The organism is Hespellia stercorisuis DSM 15480, assembly GCF_900142165.1.
GTDB lineage: Bacteria > Bacillota > Clostridia > Lachnospirales > Lachnospiraceae > Hespellia > Hespellia stercorisuis.
This window is the reverse complement of record NZ_FQZY01000033.1, coordinates 1-19,458: the sequence shown is the minus strand read 5'-3', so window position 1 is coordinate 19,458 and position 19,458 is coordinate 1. Positions and strand designations below refer to the sequence as shown.

Here is a 19,458-nt window from a genome sequence, read left to right as displayed (position 1 = left end):
ATTCGATACTTTTTTCAAAATCCGTTTTACGTTATACCATCTTCACACCCTGCGAGAACTTTTGCTTCGCAGAATCCACCTTCATCTGATCTGCGCCTGGTGTCGGGTAGTATCCTTTTTCGTGCATGATGTTGAACACGTCCTCCTGAATGGCATGTTCCTCCTCAAGGATATGGAGCATCTCCTCTCTCACATCCTTGTGTGCACATTCATTGGCAAACATATTAAAATTGCTTGTCGATGTCTTCTGTGCAGTCAGTGCATCTGCCAGTATCTCTTTGTCTGAATAAATTGATTGCATATTGATCCTCCCTATCCTAATTTAGAATATAATGAATTATAGTGACCCTGGTGTTTGTTGGAAATCTCCGTAAATTTTGATTTGATCTCCTGATCCTCGCTATGCTCTGAGAGCATTTTGAACTTCTTGACCAAAAGTTCTTCCTCCGTTAACAAATCATTCAGTGCAGATAATTCTTTTTCCGATAGTTGACTCATATGATGACCTCCTTGTTTTTTCATAACAATTAGTGTGCATCATTTTTCGGATAATATGCATTTTTTTATTTTTTTACAGCAGTCAAAGCGGATGTTTGCCATCTGCTTCGCATCTCGCACTTTACGCACAGTGCGCTTGCAGACAATTAAGAAACTGTCGCTCCATCTACCGACACAACCGTTCCTGTCACATAGCTTGCCAGATCGCTTGCCAAAAACAGGAATACATTCGCCACTTCCTCCGGCTCGCCGACTCTGCCCAGAGGAATAGTCGCCGCAAGTCTCTCCACCATATCCGGCGGCAGCGCTGCCACCATGTCCGTGCGGGTAACCCCCGGTGCCACTGCATTCACACGAATCTGGTCACATCCAAGTTCTCTCGCCAATGACTTTGTCAGCCCGTTCACTGCGAATTTCGATGCCGGATATCCGCATCCAGACCGCTGTCCTGTGATACTCACCATGGAACTGGTATTGATGATTGCGCCTCCGCCCTGCTCTTTCATAATAGGTGCTGCTGCCTTGCTGCAGTTAAATACTGCCTTTACGTTCAGATCCATAATCTTTGCAAAATCATCCGGATCATAATCGTAAATGGATTCTCTCGCCGAGATTCCCGCGTTATTCGCCAGAATGTCAATTCTTCCAAACTGCTCCTTTACCTTGGCAAATGCCGCCTCAACCGCACTGTAATCTGTAAGGCTTGGGCATATCCCCATAACCTGATAATCCGGATTCATCTCCGTCAGCTTCGCCAGCGCCTTGTCCACAGTCTCCTGCCGGGAACCACAAAGTGCAACCTTTGCCCCGCTTTCCAGAAATTTCTTCACCACCGCGAACCCGATTCCTCTTGTGCCTCCAGTTACAACTGCCACTTTTCCCTCTAACATACCTGCTGTATTCATAGTGCTCGTCCTCCTTTTCTTCTGAAATTTATCAATAACAGTAATCGTTATTATTATTGTACTTTATTCTACCATTATTGTCAAGGATAAAATCTCCCCGAACATGGCGTGTAAACTTGTAAAATGAAGGGTAAAATCATTTTCCTACGCACTCTTAACTTTATACGCCCTGTAACCTTCCAGCATACATCCTCCGCCTATACTGATACTGATTACAGCAGCAATCCTCCAAAATGGATATATGTCTTCGATCATACCATTCATAGTTAAAAATATCGGCGTGGCCAAAATAACAATTGAGAGAAGTCCTCGAAATATCATTCTCACAAGCAGAGGCACGCACCAGCATATAGCAGCAGCTATAACCGCCGAGAAGGAGCTCTTGCACTGTGCTGATATACACAGGGTAACAGCACATAATGAGAGAAGCCCCTGCATACCGAATAGAATCACCATCGTTATATAGTTTAAAAAAGGCTGCTGATTCACCATGCTGAAATAACTCAAAAGGACAATTCCCGAAAGATTATCAAATCCATCGAAACCATAGACCACACCGCACAGCAGGGTATTGAATAATAGGATTGCCGCAAAGATAATGATTGTCACTGTGATGGATGCCGCAATCTTTGCAGTAACATCTTTTCTTCTGCCTTCCTCTGTCGTAAATATAAGCGGCAGCATCTTCGTTGTCTCCTCACCGGCAAAAACTCTTGATACACTACATATTACCAGCACACTGCCCATCATAAATCCAAGCCCCAGCATTTCTATAAAGATCTTCCATCCCTTTGTGTACTCCAGCGCCGGCGTCACCTGCAGCCGCTCACATACATCTCCCAATTCACTTTCCTCTAACGAATATCTTTCTGTCGGGAGTACCCCCTGCTCCATCGAGCCGTTTGTAAAGTATCTGGTGATAAAATCACTCAGATAATTCCCATCTCTCCATCCCGGCATGTTCTCAATAAGCTTTGAGGAGATCCCGTATTTTCCCACAATCTGATCTATTTTCTCATCTGTGATGATTCCGGCAAATTCTTTAGTTATCTTTCTGTTCATCTGAACCGCTTCATATCCGGAATACGTCTTTCCATCTACTACTGCCAGCTCATCTCCGACCTCCACGAACCAGAAAAACAGAAGCATGAGTGCTGCAATTGCCGCAAGCCCGATCAGAAATATTTTCTTATGGCACAATTTATAAAGTTCCATTTTATATAATCTCATTTTTTCGACCTCCAGACATCTGCGTATGATATAGATAAGCATCCTCCAGTGTTACGTCCACCGGTTTCGCATCCTCCGTCGGCTGCTTTTCTGATATGATCCGGAGTTCTACATCAGCTCCGCTATTACGCAGATTGCTCACAATGTACTTGTCATTGAGTTTTTGCATCTCCTGTTCCAGAACCAGACATTTCCATACATGGCCACGAGCCTTTTCTGTAATCTGTCTCTCCGTGCCCTTTTGGATCAATTCTCCTTTTTTCATGATCAAAATATGGTCTGCAATATACTCAACATCCGAGACAATATGTGTCGAGAGAAGCACAATTCTGTCTTTGCCAAGTGCGCTGATAATATTGCGAAATCGTACTCTTTCTTTCGGGTCAAGACCTGCCGTGGGCTCATCCAATATCAGGATCTCCGGTTCATTCAGAAGAGCCTGTGCAATTCCCACACGCCGGATCATTCCGCCCGAATAAGTTCTCAGCTTCTTGTTCTTCACACATTCTAAATCCACCAGATCCAACAGTTCTTTAATCCTTGTCTCCGCATATTCCTTCGATAATCCTTTCAGTGCCGCCATATATTTCAGAAAGCGCAGTGCAGTAAAATCTTCGTAATATCCGAACTCCTGTGGTAAATATCCGAGTAACCTGCGATATTCTGCTCCCATTTCATATACCGGCATTCCATCGCAAATAATGGTTCCGCCTGTCGGCTGCAAGATTCCACAGATCAAGCGCAGGAGTGTCGTCTTTCCCGCCCCATTTTCTCCGAGCAGACCATAGACGCCATTGGAAAATGTATAACTGAACTCCCTGACAGCTTCCGTTTCTTTAAATTTTTGAAGTACATCCGTTAATACTAGTTCATGCATAGCAATTCTCCTTTTTCTACTTTTCTAAAGAAACACCTGATTTCTACTGCCAGCAACACAGCCAGGATCACACACACCAAGGCCCATATTCCGATGAATGTAGCTCCGAAAATATTCGGGACAGCCGCAAGCCCCATATACCCAATCGATAAAAACATTCCGCAGGTAAAAAGAGAATACGAACTTCTTCTCCCTGTTTTTGTCGATAAAACAGCAAATGCCACCGTGTTAGACAAAAGGGACGGTGTCAGCATATAGACTGCAATCTGCAATATAGCTATTTTCCAATAAGCCCCCACATATAGCATGATAAGCAACAACATCACCAGATTGATACTTTCTGCAGTAATCAGAAAAGCAACTATACTCTGCTTCGTACTAAAATAACAGCTTGCTCCCAATTCGGCCATTTCCCCGAAGAACAGCTTATCGAGCAGAATGATGGCCGCCATGCTTACGATCCCCGCCGCCACCATACAGAAGGTCATCATTCCTTTCGCATCAATCCCCCAATAATGAAGTGCCGTCATCAACACAATTTCCAGACAAAGGAGCGTGCCATATGCGTACAGGGCAGACCGGTCCATATAGAAGAGTTGATTGAAAATTATATGATTCATTTTTTCAACAGGGCTTCTCTGTTTTCTAAATTCTGTTAACATTTTTTCATAAGTCTGCTGTTTCTTTTCCTCCTGGATTGGAAACGCTTCATCTGCTGTCTCAAACATTTTTTTTATATCACGAGTTTCCATATCCGCTGTCCTCCATCATTTTTTTCATATACTTTACGCCTAATCGAAATCTTGATTTCGTTGTTGAAATATTACTCCCCATGATTTTTGCGATTTCCTTGAACTTCAGTTCCTCATATATACGCAGAATTATTACCTCTCTTATTTCTTCTGAGAGTTTTCCAAGCATCTCTTTGAGCCAGATTGATACCATGACATCATGGGATTCATCTCGTACGCCTGAAATATCTTCTGCCCCTTTCAATTCGCACAGTTGAAGCAAAACTTTTTTATTTCTAAAATAACTTAAACAGACATTTCTTGCAATGGTTAACAAATACCCTTTCAGATTATTGTTCTGATAAGAAATACTATATTTAATAAATTTTAAAAATACTTCCTGCGTGAGATCATAAGCATCGTTCTCTTCACGAATCATGTATAAACAAAAACGATAAATATCGGCATAATATCGGTCAATCACTGCGCCCAATGCCTCTCGATCTCCGCCGTGAACTTTTCTCATCAGTTCTCTATCCGTCATAGTACTTCTCCCATCGTAAAACGTCCTATATATTATATAACCATTATTAACCCCAAAAAGTTCACTGTATCTTTCTATCGAAGATTTTTCAGTATTTTTCTAATTTACAATTTTCCAGTCTATTTCATAATATACAAGGATACTTTCGCACCTTTCACGTCTGTCCGATTGCCAAATTCAAGTGTTCCGCTATGCATTTCGGCAACTTTTTTGACGAAATTCAGTCCCAGCCCATAATGATGACTCGTCCGGGAAGTGTCCTCTGTGAAAAACTCTTCTGTCGCTTTTTTCAGACTTTCCGCAGAAAAGCCTTTTCCATAGTCTGCTACTTCAAAGACGATCTGTGTTCCATTTTCTCTGATTATCATATCAATGGAACCATCATTGTCCGAATATCGGACCGCGTTGTCCACAAGATTGAGGATGGCACGTTTCAGGAGATTCCCATCTGCAAAAACAGAATCACACGTCACCTCTTGATGCAGATTGAACTGAATATTTTTTGTTCTGCATAACGGTAATAGATCAGCTGAAATATCTTTCACAAAATCTTTGAGCGCAATCTGTTCTTTGTGAACCGGCAATGATTCCTGATTCACAACGTTCATTAATAATTCCACATATTTTTCGATGGCATTGGAACTTGTCTGAATATAGGATATCAACTCTCTGTTTTCGAGAGAGCTTTCTTCTTCGAGTAACAGCTCTGCATTTCCTTTGATCGTCGTAAGCGGTGTTTTGATATCATGGGCAAGTGCACAAAGCTGTGATTTTCTCTGCTGTTCATGGTACCACTGCTCATGAAGCGAGGCTGTCAGCGCATCTTTTAATTTTCCAATCGCTTCTAAAGAAGAATTAATTTCCAGAATCTGAGTCGGTCTGATGTCGAAATCCAGATCCTGGTTTTTGATTTTTTCAGTCGCACTGGTGATCGGTATGAGATTTCGTTTTAGTTTCCTGCTGAATCTCATCGCTGTAAGGATTGAAGCCAGAACAATCAAAACCAGCACAGCAGCCACCACGACCAGCTCCGGATAAGGCATCATTCTATGAAGCACCGGATTACGAAAATGAACCATCAGATCATATTTAATAACCAGTATATTCCCATTATCCATCGTAATCATTTTATAGAAAACGTAATCGGGTTGATTTCCCTTTGACAGATGCTCCTTTGTTTTTCCTATATCTCTTTCCTTCATATTCGTTTTGATGATTTCCCCGGAATCTCCCAAAAGAATATATTCAGAATGCAGTGGCAATAAATTTTCATCAAAGCTTTTATGCAAGGTGTCTTCCACCTGATTGATCGTGTTCTCAGAATCATTTGCCGGTAAGATCATTCCCGATTGCATACAGGCAAAGAAACCAATAAACACGACAACAATCAACAGGATAATGGCAGCGGAAAGACCGACTACATGCTCCAGAAACAGCCTGAATATTGAGATTGTTTTTTCTTTTTTCCTCTTTATTTCCATTTATATCCCACTCCCCAGACAGTCTCAATCGGACAATCACTACGTTTTCCAAGCTTGCTTCTGATATTTTTGATGTGAACCCGAATGGCTGAAATATCGCTCTCCGAATCAAACCCCAGAACCTTTTCCAATATATTTTCCAGTGAAAAAACCTGCCCTTTATTTCGTGCCAGCAATTCACATATTTCATATTCACTTTTGGTTAAAGGAATCCGCTCCCCTTCTACCGTTAACGTCTTTTCTGACAGGTCAAACATGCAGTTGTTTCGAATGAGACTCTGATGTTTTTCCCTGTGTTCTCTTCGAATATGCGCATTTACTCTTGCCCGGAGTTCTGCAATGCCGAAGGGCTTTTTCATATAATCGTCACCGCCCGCCAGAAATGCGTCCACCACGTCCGATTCCATGGTTTTCGCTGTCAAAAACAGGATGGGACAGTCAATCACGGCTCTGTTCTCTTTGCAAAATGTAATCCCGTCCATCTGTGGCATCATGATATCCAGTAAAATCAGATCCACATTTTTCAGATCCGTACTTTGAACCTCATATGCAGAATTTTTTATTTTAACGAGATGACCGTCCCTTGTCAGTGCAGTCTCAATCATCCTGCAGATCGCAATATCGTCATCAATCACAAGTATATGTCCCATAGTGTTTTCTCCTTAATCTTCCGATTTTCTTCCCTCCCATTTGCGAAACATTCCGATCAGCAGTATCGCCATCATGAAAGTAAAAGAAATCAGAACAATGATGCTCTGTATCACTCCATTATATTGCAAAAATCGTTCCTTTACGAGTCTTGTCATGAGAAAAAATGAGGAAAAACGAGCGGCGATTCCCCACGGGAGCCCCCACCAGATTCCCTCCCCCAGTCCGGTCAGAAGTAACGCTGCCAATAAACTCCCTACAATTCCAAGTCCGATACTGTAGCCTTTCCCCAAAAGGAAACTCACCATATAGTGAATGAAATACAGTGGAATCATGCTGATAAATAAAAGAACCGCCATTTTTACATAGGTTTCTGTTAGCACAGTCCCATATCCCAGTCCTTGAAATCCCAGACCAAATCCAACCACTGCAATCAGTGAGGAACAAATGCCAAACACCATGAGCAGCAAAAGTTTACTTATATGAGGCATCCATTTTGGTCTCGCACATGTTAAAAGGAGCTGACAGCACGCTGCATTTTGCTCCACTTCTGACGCCATCGCCGTAACCACCCCGATCAGCATCGGAAAAACCACCGACAGAATCTGTATATAGAGATACACTTTATCCATTTCTTTCATTGCCGAAAATGAATCATACCAGACAAACAGAGCTGCTCCCACAACAGGAATCACCAGATGGATGATCCATACCGGAGTATGAAAACTTTTATAAATTTCTGACTTCATCATTGTACAAACCCCCACTTATTTCACCTCCCGGCGGCGAAACCATAAGGTCGTGAGCACTGTAAATACAACATACAATATCACCGTAATCATAATGCCTGTAAAAATAACCGAAGAATCACTTAAATGATTGGTCCCCTCTATGGGCAGTCCGTTTGGCATTACTTTGATGATCGGACACATAAGCCTTGCCGGAATCGCAAAGGGAACGAGCCATAATTTCGTAGGAGCAAAGAATAGTCCAAATCCAATATTGCAGAACAGATTGACAAGAATCGAAACAACTGATCCCGCCTTTTCACTCAGCCACAGGAACACCGGTATCTGCCACATAAATGTCAAGAACAATACTAAGCTTGCCAACAGAGTCTCCCCAAATGATATTGAAAGTCCGAAGAATAAGCAGGCTGCTGTCACAAACAGATAAAAAATCAGATTCATCAGAAATAACAGAATCGTATTGACAAGAATCTGTGCGATCCACAGTCTCCCTTTATCCACACAAATCGCAAATAGGCCGTGCCGTCCGTGCTTCTTCTCTGCTGAAACAGTAAAAGCCAGCATCATGGCAAGTGATCCCGGTAAAATCATTGTATACCACCAGTTATATGCTCCCGCTATGAGAAAACGCCCCGACATCAAACGTATTGCAAGCGCAAGTGTAACAATGGGACCCAACCAGAGTAATTTCAAAATGAAACGATGCCTTTGTTTTAGAAATTCTGCGCGTATATCATTAATCATTGTATGCACCCGACTTTCTGATCACATCCATAAAAAGACTTTCCAGATTTTCCTCTTTATGGGCCGCATCCTCATACCAGAGTTTTCCATTTGCAATAATACCGATATCATCGGCAGTCTGCTCCACCTCCGACAAGATATGGCTGGATAGAATCACTGTGATTCCCTTTTTCGGAAATGCTAAGATCAATTCTCTTAACTCCTGTATGCCGATGGGATCAAGACCATTGGTCGGTTCATCCAAAATCAGCAGCTTGGGATGGTTCAAAAGAGCCATTGCAATCCCCAGCCTCTGCTTCATTCCCATAGAAAACTGTCCCGCTCTTTTCTTTCCGGTGCCAGTAAGCTCCACAAGCTCCAGAACTTCATCAATGCGGCGATCCGGCAATCCATATAAAAGTGTCCTGACCTTGAGGTTTTCATGTGCTGTCAGATTCTCATACACAGGCGGAGCTTCAATCAATGCACCGATATTCACTAAATCCTTTCGTTCCCAGATCTTTCCGTTAAAATAGATTTCTCCGGAAGATGGATGGATCATTCCTGTCATCATCTTCAGCAGCGTGGATTTTCCGGCTCCGTTTGGTCCGAGCAGACCGTAAATGCTGTTTTTTCGAACTGTGATGGATATCTCGTCGTTCGCCTTCTGCTTTTTGTAGTTCTTACATAGATTTTTTGTTGTCAATATATTCTCCATAACGATCCTCTTTTCTTTTTGATAGTATTAGAATAAGAGGTAATTATAAAGAAAGTGTAAATGTCTCCTGCCTGCACGCAATCTATTTTTCAGCAAACAAATCGGATACTCACAATCCGCTTCGCTGTTTTTCAAGTGAAGCTTGTTAACCGGTAAATAAAAAAGCAGATGTCCTCTCTTTCAAAGAGTATGACATCCACTTCTTATTTCTTGTTTCCACAATCCGTTTTCTTCTATTCTAGTTCATTTTTCCGCGCTTATCTACCCGGTCAATCGGCGGTGCACCGAACTTGTATATTTCCTGATATCTTTCCAGTTCGTCCTCTCCACCCTCTCCTTCCGGAATCAATCCGGTGCAGTCGGTTGTAGACGCCGCATTCGCCAGATAATCATACGCATCAATGACCTGGCGGTTTTTCGATTGCTGACTGTTCCTGCGCTGGTGTTTTTCTTTCTGCTCTCTGTCCATCTTTCATCCTCCGTTCCCAAGGCTCCTCCCACCTGCGGCGGGTCCTTCCTTAGTACTATGCCCACAAGGATGTCAGATTATTTATCAGTTAATCCGTGGAAGGTTCCATTTTTTCACTGTCGACAGAATCCGGATGATAAACGTCACCAGAATGCTGAGCGTCATCGCACTGCTCTGTTGAAAATCAATGTCTAAAAACCACAGATAGCTCATGCCTCCGACGATGGACGCAACCGCATAGATATGCTTCGCAAAAATCACCGGAGTGCGTGCCGCGATGATATCACGCAGAAGTCCGCCGCCCACTCCGGTGATCATCCCAAGACATACCAGCAGAAACTTGTTATATCCGTATCCTGTATTGATGGCGATCTGGATTCCTGTGGTGGTGAAAATTCCAAGTCCCACGGCATCGAACACATTATTTATCGTCTCTATCATGTCCAGATGTCTGGAATAATATTCCCGCGTCAGATAACCGATGATGAACACGAGCAGCGCCGTTCCTGCGGCGATTTCAATATTGCGATGAGATTCGAACATCGCCGGCGGCAGATTGCCGAGCATAATATCCCGGATGATCCCGCCTCCGAAAGCCGTTGTGATTCCCAAAAACATCACGCCAAACAAATCCATCTTTTTTTCGATTCCTACCATCGCTCCGGATATCGTAAATGCAATAATCCCCAGAAGTTCCATGATATTGAACAATTTTTCCATACCGCCGCTCTCTTTTCTGTCTTTTTTATCTTTCTTCTGACAGCAAGTATAACACTGCGGCAATCGTTTTCCAATAGCTCCACTTGTTCTTTTTCGCGTACATATGCGATGTCTGGCAAACCATCACATATTGTTATTCCACTGTCACTGATTTCGCCAGATTCCTTGGCTTATCGACATCAATTCCTTTTGCCACGGAAATGTAATAGGCAAACAATTGGAACGGAATAATCGCAAGTGACGGGGCAAAAAACGGCTGAATTTCCGGAATGCGGTATTCCAGTTCCAGTGTTTCTTTCTCTTTTTTAGCTGCCTCAAAGCCCACGGCGAATATCTTCGCTCCACGGCTCTGCACTTCCACGATGTTGCTGTGGATCTTGTCGTACAGCTCCTGTTGGGTCTCAATCGCCACCACCAGTGAGTCCTGCTCGATCAGTGCGATCGTCCCGTGTTTTAATTCCCCGGCAGCATAGGCCTCCGCGTGAATGTAGGATATTTCTTTTAATTTCAAAGCCGCTTCCAGCGCCAATGTATAGTCCAGACTTCTTCCGATGAAAAATACCTGCTTTTTCCCGGCACACTCATTGGCAGCTCTCTGCAGTTTCTCCTTATGCTCCAGAATCTGTCTGATTTTTGCAGGGATCTGCATCAGTTCACCGTGCAGCTTATTCTTCTCCGCATCCGTGATGCGTTCCTTCAGTGACGCCAGCTCCACTGCAATCAAATCCAGAACAACGAGCTGGGTGCTGTAGCCCTTTGTTGTCGCAACCGAAATCTCTGGCCCTGCGTAAGTATACAGTACCAGGTCAGATTCTCTGGCGATGGTGCTTCCCTGTGCATTGACGATAGCCATGGTCCGGCATCCACGCACCTTTGCCTCACGGAGAGCCGCTACTGTATCTGCTGTCTCGCCGGACTGACTGATGACCAGCACGACCTCTCCCTCATTGAGAACCGGCCTGCGATAGCGAAATTCAGATGCAAGCTCCACCTCCACTGCGACCCCAGCCAGATTTTCAATCAGATATTTTCCGGTCATTCCTGCATGGTACGCCGATCCGCAGGCTACAATATGTAATCTGCTGCATGTACTCAAAAGTTCCCGCAATTTCTGCATATCTTCTTTTCCCTCTTCCTGCAGATAATGCCCCAGCAGCATGCCGATTGCCTGTGGCTGCTCCTGGATCTCCTTCATCATGAAATGCTCGTAGTTTCCTTTGTCAGCCGCATCCTCCTTAAGCTCCAGATGTATGGTCTCTTTCTCTACAATCTGCGCATCCTCGTCAAAAAAGAGAATCCCGCTCTCAGAAATCTCCGCAATCTCCCCGTGCTCCGGATAGTATACGTCTCTCGTATGTGTCAGAATCGCCGGTGCATCCGAGGCAATATAAAATCCGTCCGGTGCCTGACCGATCACCATCGGACTATCCTTTCTCACACAATATATCCGGTTCGGATATTCCTTAAACAACACCGCCAGCGCGTAAGATCCCTCCAGGCGGTCCGTCACCTTCCGGATGGTCTCTATCGGATTCCCCGTCCCATAATATTCCAGCATATGTGCAATCACTTCAGAATCGGTCTCTGACACACAGGTGAAACCTCTTCGCCCCATACGCTCTCTCAGCTGCATGTAATTTTCAATGATTCCGTTATGCACCACAGCGATGGTTCCGGATTGATTGGTGTGCGGATGCGCATTTACATCGGACGGCTCCCCGTGGGTTGCCCATCTGGTATGTCCGATTCCGCAGTGCTCTCCGGCATTATCGGCCCCTGCCTCCTGATCGATCAGGTCCTGCAGCTGCTGGATTCTTCCCTTTTTCTTCCGCACCGTAATCACACCGTCTGTCATCACAGCGATTCCCGCAGAATCATACCCGCGGTATTCCAGCTTTTTTAATCCCTCCAGCAATATCGGTACTGCATTTTCTTTGCCTATATATCCTACAATTCCACACATGTTTGTCTCTCCTTTTGTACTTCCAGTCCTTTTTAATTATTCCCAAAGCTGCCTGTTATTTTATTTCCATACGTAATTTGCCAGAAGGATCACCCCTCTGGCAAATTATTGGCATTTGATATTTGCTTACTTTTTATCAACTGCTGTTTCGCTCATTTATTTATCACGGGTATCCCCGCTCTATAAAATCCCCCACTCATAATCTTATAGCGCATTACTTTCTGCCCGTTGAAATTAGATTTCGTCTGTTACTCCAAAGTGCTCGAACAGGATTCTTTCTGCCTCTGCACTCCACAGACCACGGTTTGCGCTGCATACTTCGTCAAGTTTCTTAAACAGAGGATCTGTCTCGCCTAATTTTGCAAAGTCTTCGATTGCGGTCAGTGGCATATCAAACTGTGTATAAGTCAGTTTCTTTCCACCAGGAATCTTTGGCAGATTCAGTGTTGCCTCTGCGATACTGTCAATTCCTCCTACATGCGTTACCATAACTGCCGGCTCAATTTTGCCTGCTGCTGCAAGTGTATTCGCCTCGATCAGGTCATCGTTGTTTCCACCTGTTGTTCCCATGATATGAGAGCTTGTATAGTGGCAGTTGTAAAGGTTCATCTCTGCGCTGAACTGATTGTCTGTCGGGCCTGCGAAGAAGTTCAGGCATCCGTCGAATGCAAGTAATTTATCACCAAGCTCTGCAACCTGACGGTTTGGAATGTATACGAATACATCATCATATCCGTGGCCTTCTGTAAGGTCGATAAGTTCTTTTACAGGATCAGCCATGCTTGCTGTATTCACGTATAATAATTCTACGCCCTGCTCTTTTGCATATTCCGGTGTGATTACTTCTTTTGCTCTTGCAATTCTGTCATCACTGATGTCTGTTACAACGATACGTTTTGGTTTGTTCTCAAACTGAATACCATAGCTTACTGCTCCAAGCCCCATCGGTCCACAGCCTCCGAGAATGATGATGTTACCATCTTCTTTTGTGCCGATTGCGTGATCATGGTTTCTCTTGTTTGTATGATAGTTTCCACGGAATCCACCGATACAGCAGCTCATTGGCTCACCCAGTGAAGCCTCGAAGAATGCATCCCCCTCATAAGGCATAAGGCATCCCAGTTCCATAACTTCGTGAGGCATGATGCAGTAAGTAGTTGCACCACCGCAAAATTCATATGAGTATCCAGGTGAGTCAAGACGGCCTTTGTAATTCAATGCCGGCTGCTGTGCGAATTTCTGTCCCGGTTTAAACTGATCTTTCCATTTATCACCGACTTCCACGATAATTCCTGCAAATTCATGGCCTACGATTACCGGGTTTGTATCAATATTTTGTGGAGCTCTTTTATGCTTTTTACCCTGCTCTACCAGTTTGTATGTGGACATGCAGATGCTGTCGCTCATAACCTTCACGAGAATCTCGTCATCCTTGATCTGTGGAAGTTCAAATTCCTCTAATCTCAAATCTCTTGTTCCATACATTCTGACTGCTTTTGCTTTCATAATTTCTCTCTCCTTATCTTTTTATAATTTACTTGTTACCTGCATTACTTGCTGCTCACCTTAGTTTTTCCCGGTTAACAGTTTATATATCTTTTCAGCATCATTGCTGTAAAGCTCTTTCTCTTTTTCCGGATCCATCATGATGTCCGCGATCTGTGCCAGGATATCCAAATGTGCATCACCCACGCCTGCGATTCCGACTACGATCTGTGCTGTATCTCCGCCCCAGTCGATTCCATCCGGGAATACAATCACTGCAATACCTGATGATTTCACCGCATTCTTTGCTGCCTCAACTCCGTGTGGAAGTGCCAGACCATTTCCCATGTATGTAGAAAATGTTTTTTCTCTCTCTACCATTCCCTCTACGTAAGATGGATCTACGTATCCTGTATCCACCAGCATCTTTCCTGCCATGCGGATTGCTTCTTCCTTATTCGCCGCCTTCGCATTTACGATCACGTTCTTCTGATAAAGCAGCTCCAGATTTTCTTCTTTTTTCTTTTTTGAAAAAAACATATTTTTTCCTCCTTCTTGATTTGCTGTTGACTTGTTTGGTTTCTTTTTCTCTCGTTGCTTTTATTATTTATTTTTCTTTCCTTGTTCCTCGTTTCTATGTCTATATTATAGTGGTGTAATACCTCTTTTTTCAAGTCAAAGACCCCCATCTTTGGCGCCATCCAATAGTGCCAGATTTTCGTGGCTATATCTTGCAAGTGGAAAATAACAGTGAGATAAGGTTCTGAAAACAAAAAGCACTTGCTGATCGGAAGTAAAGACCGAAGAACAAGTGCGTAAAAAGAGCGAATGCCATTATAAGATTGTAGCATCGCATAAAGGCGATACGATTATTGAGCATAGCAAGTATGGAGGATTTTCAGTGAGAATAACTTTGGAGCTGGTTCTATTATAAATCTATTGTTCTTGCACCTGATAATCGAAAAAATCAAAGTCCGCATAATGCTCGTGCTTCACCCGGTCGGCGCAGGTGATGCCTGCCATGGTTCCTGTAAATTCCCCGTATTTGCAGTATTCATCGGAAAAGATCGATGTGTCGAATATCTTGCCGATCTGGTGATATTCTTTTCCGTCGTAACTCCAGGAAAATCTGGTCTCTCTGTCCTCAATGCGAAGCTGCAGATAGATTGGAACATCCCTCACCGCTGTTCTGGTGTCCACATATTCGGTCTTTTCCCCGTTTTCCAGCTGCACCAGAGATAATGCGCTCTGGCCCAGGGTCTCACTGTAATATTTCCGCAGATTAATATAATTCATATTATCGTAATACAAAATCAATCCCGCGCTGTGCTGGTATACTTCCGGGGTGAAATCCATCTTTGTGGTCACTGTCGCCCGGGTACTGGTCAGTTTTCTTGCCAAAATGCTTACTTTATTCAAAGACGTCCGGGCCTCCTGGCCGCGAAGGCGTACCCAGCCTTTTCTGGCAGTCACATCCGCAAAGGACGTAGGCATGAGCCGTGGTGCATAATACCAGTTGCCCAATTCTTCCCCATCAAAGTCATCAAAAGCAGGGGATTGCTCCATTGGACATTCCGGCAGTTTACTGGGTTCGTACACATCGTCTACCAGATTCGTGCCGTCTGCCTTGCGCAGCCAGCCATCCTCCGTCCATACCATTTTGGAAATGGCAGTCTCACGCCCCAGGGTACAGCGAAGCTCCGGCAGAAACGGTCTGGAACAATGATATACCATATACACCTCACCCAGTGACGTCTCCACGTAACTTCCATGGCCCGCCTTCTGCAGCAGTACCGTTGGATTATAGTATTTCGGTTTGAGGTGATCCGGGTCGTGCCGTTCATTGTCGCTGACTGGATTCGATGTAAGAATCGGATTCATGGGATCTCCCTCATAAGGTCCCCATGGGTTTTCCGCGCGCCCCATGGTCACCGAATGATTGTAGCCTGTCCCGCCTTCCGCCGACATAATATAATAGTAACCATTTCGTTTGGTCAGATGGGGGGCCTCGATACAGCCCCGGTCCGTGCCGCCTCTCCAGATTGTCTTTGGATATCCCATCACTTTCTTTGCTTTGGGATCATATTCCACCAGGCAGATAGCTCCCGGCTTTTCATAGCCTTCCCGCGTTTCCCATCCCATAGACACAATATATTTTTTTCCATTGTCATCGTGAAGGATAGAAGCATCAAACCCCGCAGAATGCAGATATACCGGCTCGGACCATGGCCCGCGGATATCCTTTGCAGTAATCACAAAATTGTCCACATCGAAATATCTGGCATTCATAGAGTTCATGACACCGTAAACCACATAAAACAGGTCTTCTTCCTCGCAGTAAGTCAGGCACGGTGCCCAGATTCCCTTTGCCGAGGGAAGTTTTTTCAAGTCGACCTGACTGTCATCCGTCAGTACATGGGTATATAATTCCCAGTTCTTCATATCTTTCGAATGGTATACCGGAAGCCCCGGAAACCATTCGAAGGTGGATACAACAATATAGTAATCATCCCCTTTACGACAAATACAGGGATCCGGATTGAAACCGGGAAAAATGGGATTTTTCATCATAGTTCTGCCCCTTTCTTATGCATGTTCTACCGGAAACCAGCCCTGTGCAACACATTTGTCAAAATCCCAGGCATCCCAGCCGATCCATGAGGATTCCGAAACCGTATCCAACAGCAATTTATAATTCCAATAAAAGTAACCATTTCCCGCATTCCACGCCTGCAGCTGTGCTTTCGCCAATTCCTGATAAATCACTTTCTTTTCTTCCATGGTAAATGCCTCTGCCTCCACACCTTCCATACCATTTAAAACGCTCTGTCCACCTTTAGTATCATGTCCGCACGCATAGGAATTGAACAAACACCACTCTCCGCAGATAACAGGGAAATACCGGGACATTTCTTTTATTTCTTCTTCGTAGTTCTCTTTCACGAAGTTTACGTAACCTTCTACGGACTGCGCGCATCCTGCCATCTCTGCCATCATAAGATACTGGTGGGTGTCAAGGATCACATTCTCAAATTCTGTTTCCTGCATAAAGTCTTTCCATGCCAGAAAATCAAAACCATCGTGAATGACCACAGATTTTTCCACTGGCATATACTTACGGATCTTTCTATACGCATCTACATAGAAATTTCTCAGGAATGCCATTTCTACCGGTCTGCTCTGTTTTCCCAGTGCTTCGTCCACAGGCTTGTAGCGTTCCTGAATATTAAAGGAATCCCAGGCCGCCGCGGTCAGCGGTTCATTGACGATCTCAATGCCCAAAAGTCCTGCTCTGGTGCCATATCTCCGAGCCAGTTTTTCCAGTAGCTCCAAGGTAAATTCTACTTTTTTCGGGTCCTGAGCCCAGGTGCATACACCTGAGATGCCGCCATTATCAAATCCGTTCTGGCTGCCCGGAACCGTGTGCAGATCGATAAGAATCTGCAGTCCATACTTTTCTGCCCATCCAAAAGCCTTGTCCAATTCCTCGATACAGCCCAAAAACGGCGGGCAGTCACCAAAGATAAAATACGGAACAGGGATACGCACCGCATTCATATGATGGGATTTGATGATTGCAAAATCCCGTTCTGTAATATATTCACTGCGGTGTACCTTGATCCGCGCCTCATAGACTTCTTTTGAAAGCTGGGTGGGGAGATAATATTCATCCTCCGCCGTTGTACCTTCAAAGAGCGCCGGGCTCATCCATTTTTCCAATACCAGCCAGTTTCCCAGATTTACACCTTTTATCTGCATATGCTATCCTCCTTCTTTCTGCTTCTATTCTGCAAGATACGCTTTGAATTTTTCTTTTACATCTGCCTCATCTTCCGTATTCACAACCAGTGTCAGCGGTTTTTCCAGATCCAGGCTAAAGATTCCCATGATTGATTTTGCATCCACATAATACTTGCCTGCCTGCAGATCTACATCACAGCTAAATCTGGAACAAATTTTATTAAATGCATCTACATCCTTTACTCCGCCTATTTTTACGCTTACTTTGACCATTTTCTCATCCTCCTGCTATATTTTTCTATTCTTTTTGTGCACCTGCACAGTCTTTCAGATCTTTGATAATTCCATCAAATTCTTTATCCAGTTTCCAGAATTTCATAATGATGAGTCCCACCACATAAACCGCAATCGGGATCCATACAAAACAGATATTGATGGAAAGGAGCGCCGAATCTGTCTGTACCGCTGCCTCTCCTGCATATCCACCAGCCGCAAGGATCCATCCCAGCATGGCTGAGCCCAGTCCGTTACCGATTTTGTACCCAAAGCTGCAGGCACTGTTTACCAGACCTTCCGTACGATACCCGGTCTTCCATTCGCCATAATCAATAGTATCCGATACCATTGCCCACATGGTCGCTCCTCCACATGCTCCGCCAAGTCCACGGATGATGCTGGAAATAACAATAACTACCGTCGCTCCGCCGGAATAGGCCAAAACCAGCATACCGATAATGTTCAATACAAGACCTGCGGCAAACACATTTCTTTTCCCGAATTTCTTAACAAAGGCTGCAATCAGAAACATACACACAATCTGCGCAATATTCATGGTGCTGTTGATGGTTGCCACCAGATTGGAATTTCCAAGGATTTCCTTTGCGAAATACACCGTTGCACCGCCATTGATGGAATACATCATAAAGAAGAAGGCGAGCATTATGGTAATCATAATCCAGTATTTGTTTTTAAATAATGCTTTGATCCCTTCTTTGACCGGAACTACAGCTGCCTTACCTGTTTCCTCTTCCAATACCGGTTTTACACGTTCTTTGGTTCCAAAGAAATTAATCAAAAATGCTGCAACAGATAATGCGCCCAGCATGCAGAATGTTTTCGTCCATGCACTGGCATTATCTCCAAAGAACTCTACCAGCGGAAGTGTAAATGTATTTATAATCAAAGTTCCTGCAGTTGCAAGAAGATTTCTGAAAATACTAAGTACGGATCTTTCATATGGATTCTGGGTCATCAGTGCGTTCAATGCAGAATAAGGTACATTGATTGCTGTATAAATAACCGTTGAAACCAGATTGTAAGTAATAAACACATAAACCAGTTTGGAAGCCGCAGACCATCCGACAGGCACGGAGAACAGCAGCACACCGGAAACAGCAAAGGGAATACACATGCGCAGCAGCCACGGCCTTGCTTTACCAAATCTGGACTTGGTACGGTCCACGATAATTCCCATGATTATATCACTGACGCCGTCAAAAATTCTGGAAATCAGCATGATCGTTCCCACAGCTGCCGCACTTACTCCCGCGTAGTCCGTGTAATAAAACAGTAAGAATGCTGACATTGCCGTATAAATAATATTACATCCAAAGTCTCCGCATCCATAAGAAAATCTGTAACTGTTCAGAACTCCATTAGTTAAAGATGATATCGGAATTCCCTAAAAGGGCTTCTCTGATTGCTGTAAAAGCATTTATTCCATGCTTATGAGCAGTCCCAATATAGCTCATGATTGTAAGATATTCCTGTGCGCCTTCCTCACTGCGAAAACATCCTGAGACCTTGGTTTTAACCTTAATCATGCGCAAATCACGTTCCGCAAGGTTATTATCAAACGGAACACAGAGATTCTTTATAAATAAGCAGACTGATGCCTTGTAATTCACAAGTCTGTCAATTAGATTTAGTACCTTGGTCTTTTTCTTTCGACCACGCTTTTTGGTTGTGACTTCTGG

General features: G+C 44.0%; 22 protein-coding genes. All 22 read right to left on the bottom strand.

Features of this window, described 5'->3' with window-relative positions; translation table 11 throughout:
* Nucleotides 1-31: 31 nt before the first annotated feature.
* Nucleotides 32-301 (bottom strand): spore coat protein, encoded by a 270-nt coding sequence (locus tag BUB85_RS11795; RefSeq protein ID WP_073110696.1) that lies wholly within the window; start codon nt 299-301, stop codon nt 32-34.
* 11 nt (nt 302-312) lie between these two features.
* Nucleotides 313-498, bottom strand: coding sequence for a hypothetical protein (locus BUB85_RS11790; protein ID WP_073110693.1), 186 nt, complete (start codon nt 496-498; stop codon nt 313-315).
* A gap of 146 nt (nt 499-644) precedes the next feature.
* The gene (locus BUB85_RS11785) at nt 645-1,388 is read right to left on the bottom strand and encodes an SDR family NAD(P)-dependent oxidoreductase (RefSeq protein ID WP_084534021.1); all 744 of its coding nucleotides are present in this window, start codon (nt 1,386-1,388) and stop codon (nt 645-647) included.
* A gap of 159 nt (nt 1,389-1,547) precedes the next feature.
* On the bottom strand, nt 1,548-2,633 hold the full coding sequence (locus BUB85_RS11780; protein ID WP_073110688.1) for an ABC transporter permease subunit: 1,086 nt from the start codon (nt 2,631-2,633) through the stop codon (nt 1,548-1,550).
* The gene (locus BUB85_RS11775) at nt 2,620-3,510 is read right to left on the bottom strand and encodes an ABC transporter ATP-binding protein (protein WP_073110686.1); all 891 of its coding nucleotides are present in this window, start codon (nt 3,508-3,510) and stop codon (nt 2,620-2,622) included. The genes BUB85_RS11780 and BUB85_RS11775 overlap by 14 nt, the downstream gene beginning before the upstream one ends.
* A complete protein-coding gene (locus BUB85_RS11770; protein WP_073110684.1) occupies nt 3,498-4,262 on the bottom strand; it encodes a hypothetical protein in 765 nt (254 codons plus the stop codon). The genes BUB85_RS11775 and BUB85_RS11770 overlap by 13 nt, the downstream gene beginning before the upstream one ends.
* A complete protein-coding gene (locus tag BUB85_RS11765; RefSeq protein ID WP_073110682.1) occupies nt 4,249-4,785 on the bottom strand; it encodes an RNA polymerase sigma factor in 537 nt (178 codons plus the stop codon). The genes BUB85_RS11770 and BUB85_RS11765 overlap by 14 nt, the downstream gene beginning before the upstream one ends.
* A 119-nt stretch (nt 4,786-4,904) precedes the next feature.
* Nucleotides 4,905-6,266, bottom strand: coding sequence for a sensor histidine kinase (locus BUB85_RS11760; protein ID WP_073110679.1), 1,362 nt, complete (start codon nt 6,264-6,266; stop codon nt 4,905-4,907).
* Nucleotides 6,257-6,916: a response regulator transcription factor gene (locus tag BUB85_RS11755; protein WP_073110676.1), complete on the bottom strand. Its 660-nt coding sequence runs from the start codon at nt 6,914-6,916 to the stop codon at nt 6,257-6,259. The genes BUB85_RS11760 and BUB85_RS11755 overlap by 10 nt, the downstream gene beginning before the upstream one ends.
* Before the next feature lie 12 nt (nt 6,917-6,928).
* Nucleotides 6,929-7,666, bottom strand: a complete 738-nt coding sequence (locus BUB85_RS11750; protein WP_143160708.1) for a lantibiotic immunity ABC transporter MutG family permease subunit — start codon at nt 7,664-7,666, stop codon at nt 6,929-6,931.
* 15 nt (nt 7,667-7,681) lie between these two features.
* Nucleotides 7,682-8,407 carry a lantibiotic immunity ABC transporter MutE/EpiE family permease subunit gene (locus BUB85_RS11745; RefSeq protein WP_073110671.1) on the bottom strand — a complete coding sequence of 242 codons (726 nt, stop codon included), beginning with the start codon at nt 8,405-8,407 and terminating at the stop codon, nt 7,682-7,684.
* The gene (locus tag BUB85_RS11740) at nt 8,400-9,104 is read right to left on the bottom strand and encodes a lantibiotic protection ABC transporter ATP-binding protein (protein WP_073110668.1); all 705 of its coding nucleotides are present in this window, start codon (nt 9,102-9,104) and stop codon (nt 8,400-8,402) included. The genes BUB85_RS11745 and BUB85_RS11740 overlap by 8 nt, the downstream gene beginning before the upstream one ends.
* A 238-nt stretch (nt 9,105-9,342) precedes the next feature.
* Nucleotides 9,343-9,573, bottom strand: a complete 231-nt coding sequence (locus BUB85_RS11735) for a hypothetical protein (RefSeq protein ID WP_073110666.1) — start codon at nt 9,571-9,573, stop codon at nt 9,343-9,345.
* Between the two features lie 84 nt (nt 9,574-9,657).
* A complete protein-coding gene (locus tag BUB85_RS11730) occupies nt 9,658-10,293 on the bottom strand; it encodes a trimeric intracellular cation channel family protein (RefSeq protein ID WP_073110740.1) in 636 nt (211 codons plus the stop codon).
* A gap of 133 nt (nt 10,294-10,426) precedes the next feature.
* Nucleotides 10,427-12,256: a glutamine--fructose-6-phosphate transaminase (isomerizing) gene (glmS, locus tag BUB85_RS11725; protein WP_073110663.1), complete on the bottom strand. Its 1,830-nt coding sequence runs from the start codon at nt 12,254-12,256 to the stop codon at nt 10,427-10,429.
* A gap of 234 nt (nt 12,257-12,490) precedes the next feature.
* Entirely contained in the window at nt 12,491-13,762 is a 1,272-nt protein-coding gene (locus tag BUB85_RS11720; protein WP_073110661.1) for a zinc-binding dehydrogenase, read from the bottom strand.
* Nucleotides 13,763-13,822: 60 nt separating this feature from the next.
* The gene (locus BUB85_RS11715; RefSeq protein WP_073110658.1) at nt 13,823-14,281 is read right to left on the bottom strand and encodes a PTS sugar transporter subunit IIA; all 459 of its coding nucleotides are present in this window, start codon (nt 14,279-14,281) and stop codon (nt 13,823-13,825) included.
* Between the two features lie 396 nt (nt 14,282-14,677).
* Nucleotides 14,678-16,312 carry a glycoside hydrolase family 43 protein gene (locus tag BUB85_RS11710; RefSeq protein ID WP_073110656.1) on the bottom strand — a complete coding sequence of 545 codons (1,635 nt, stop codon included), beginning with the start codon at nt 16,310-16,312 and terminating at the stop codon, nt 14,678-14,680.
* 15 nt (nt 16,313-16,327) lie between these two features.
* Nucleotides 16,328-17,500, bottom strand: a complete 1,173-nt coding sequence (locus BUB85_RS11705; protein WP_073110653.1) for a glycoside hydrolase family 5 protein — start codon at nt 17,498-17,500, stop codon at nt 16,328-16,330.
* 24 nt (nt 17,501-17,524) lie between these two features.
* The gene (locus tag BUB85_RS11700) at nt 17,525-17,755 is read right to left on the bottom strand and encodes an HPr family phosphocarrier protein (RefSeq protein ID WP_073110649.1); all 231 of its coding nucleotides are present in this window, start codon (nt 17,753-17,755) and stop codon (nt 17,525-17,527) included.
* Nucleotides 17,756-17,780: 25 nt separating this feature from the next.
* Entirely contained in the window at nt 17,781-19,160 is a 1,380-nt protein-coding gene (locus BUB85_RS11695; protein WP_073110647.1) for an MFS transporter, read from the bottom strand.
* Nucleotides 19,138-19,458 (bottom strand): IS66 family transposase (locus tag BUB85_RS11690; RefSeq protein ID WP_143160689.1); only part of this gene is annotated, 321 nt, incomplete at its 5' end. The genes BUB85_RS11690 and BUB85_RS11695, both read right to left, overlap by 23 nt.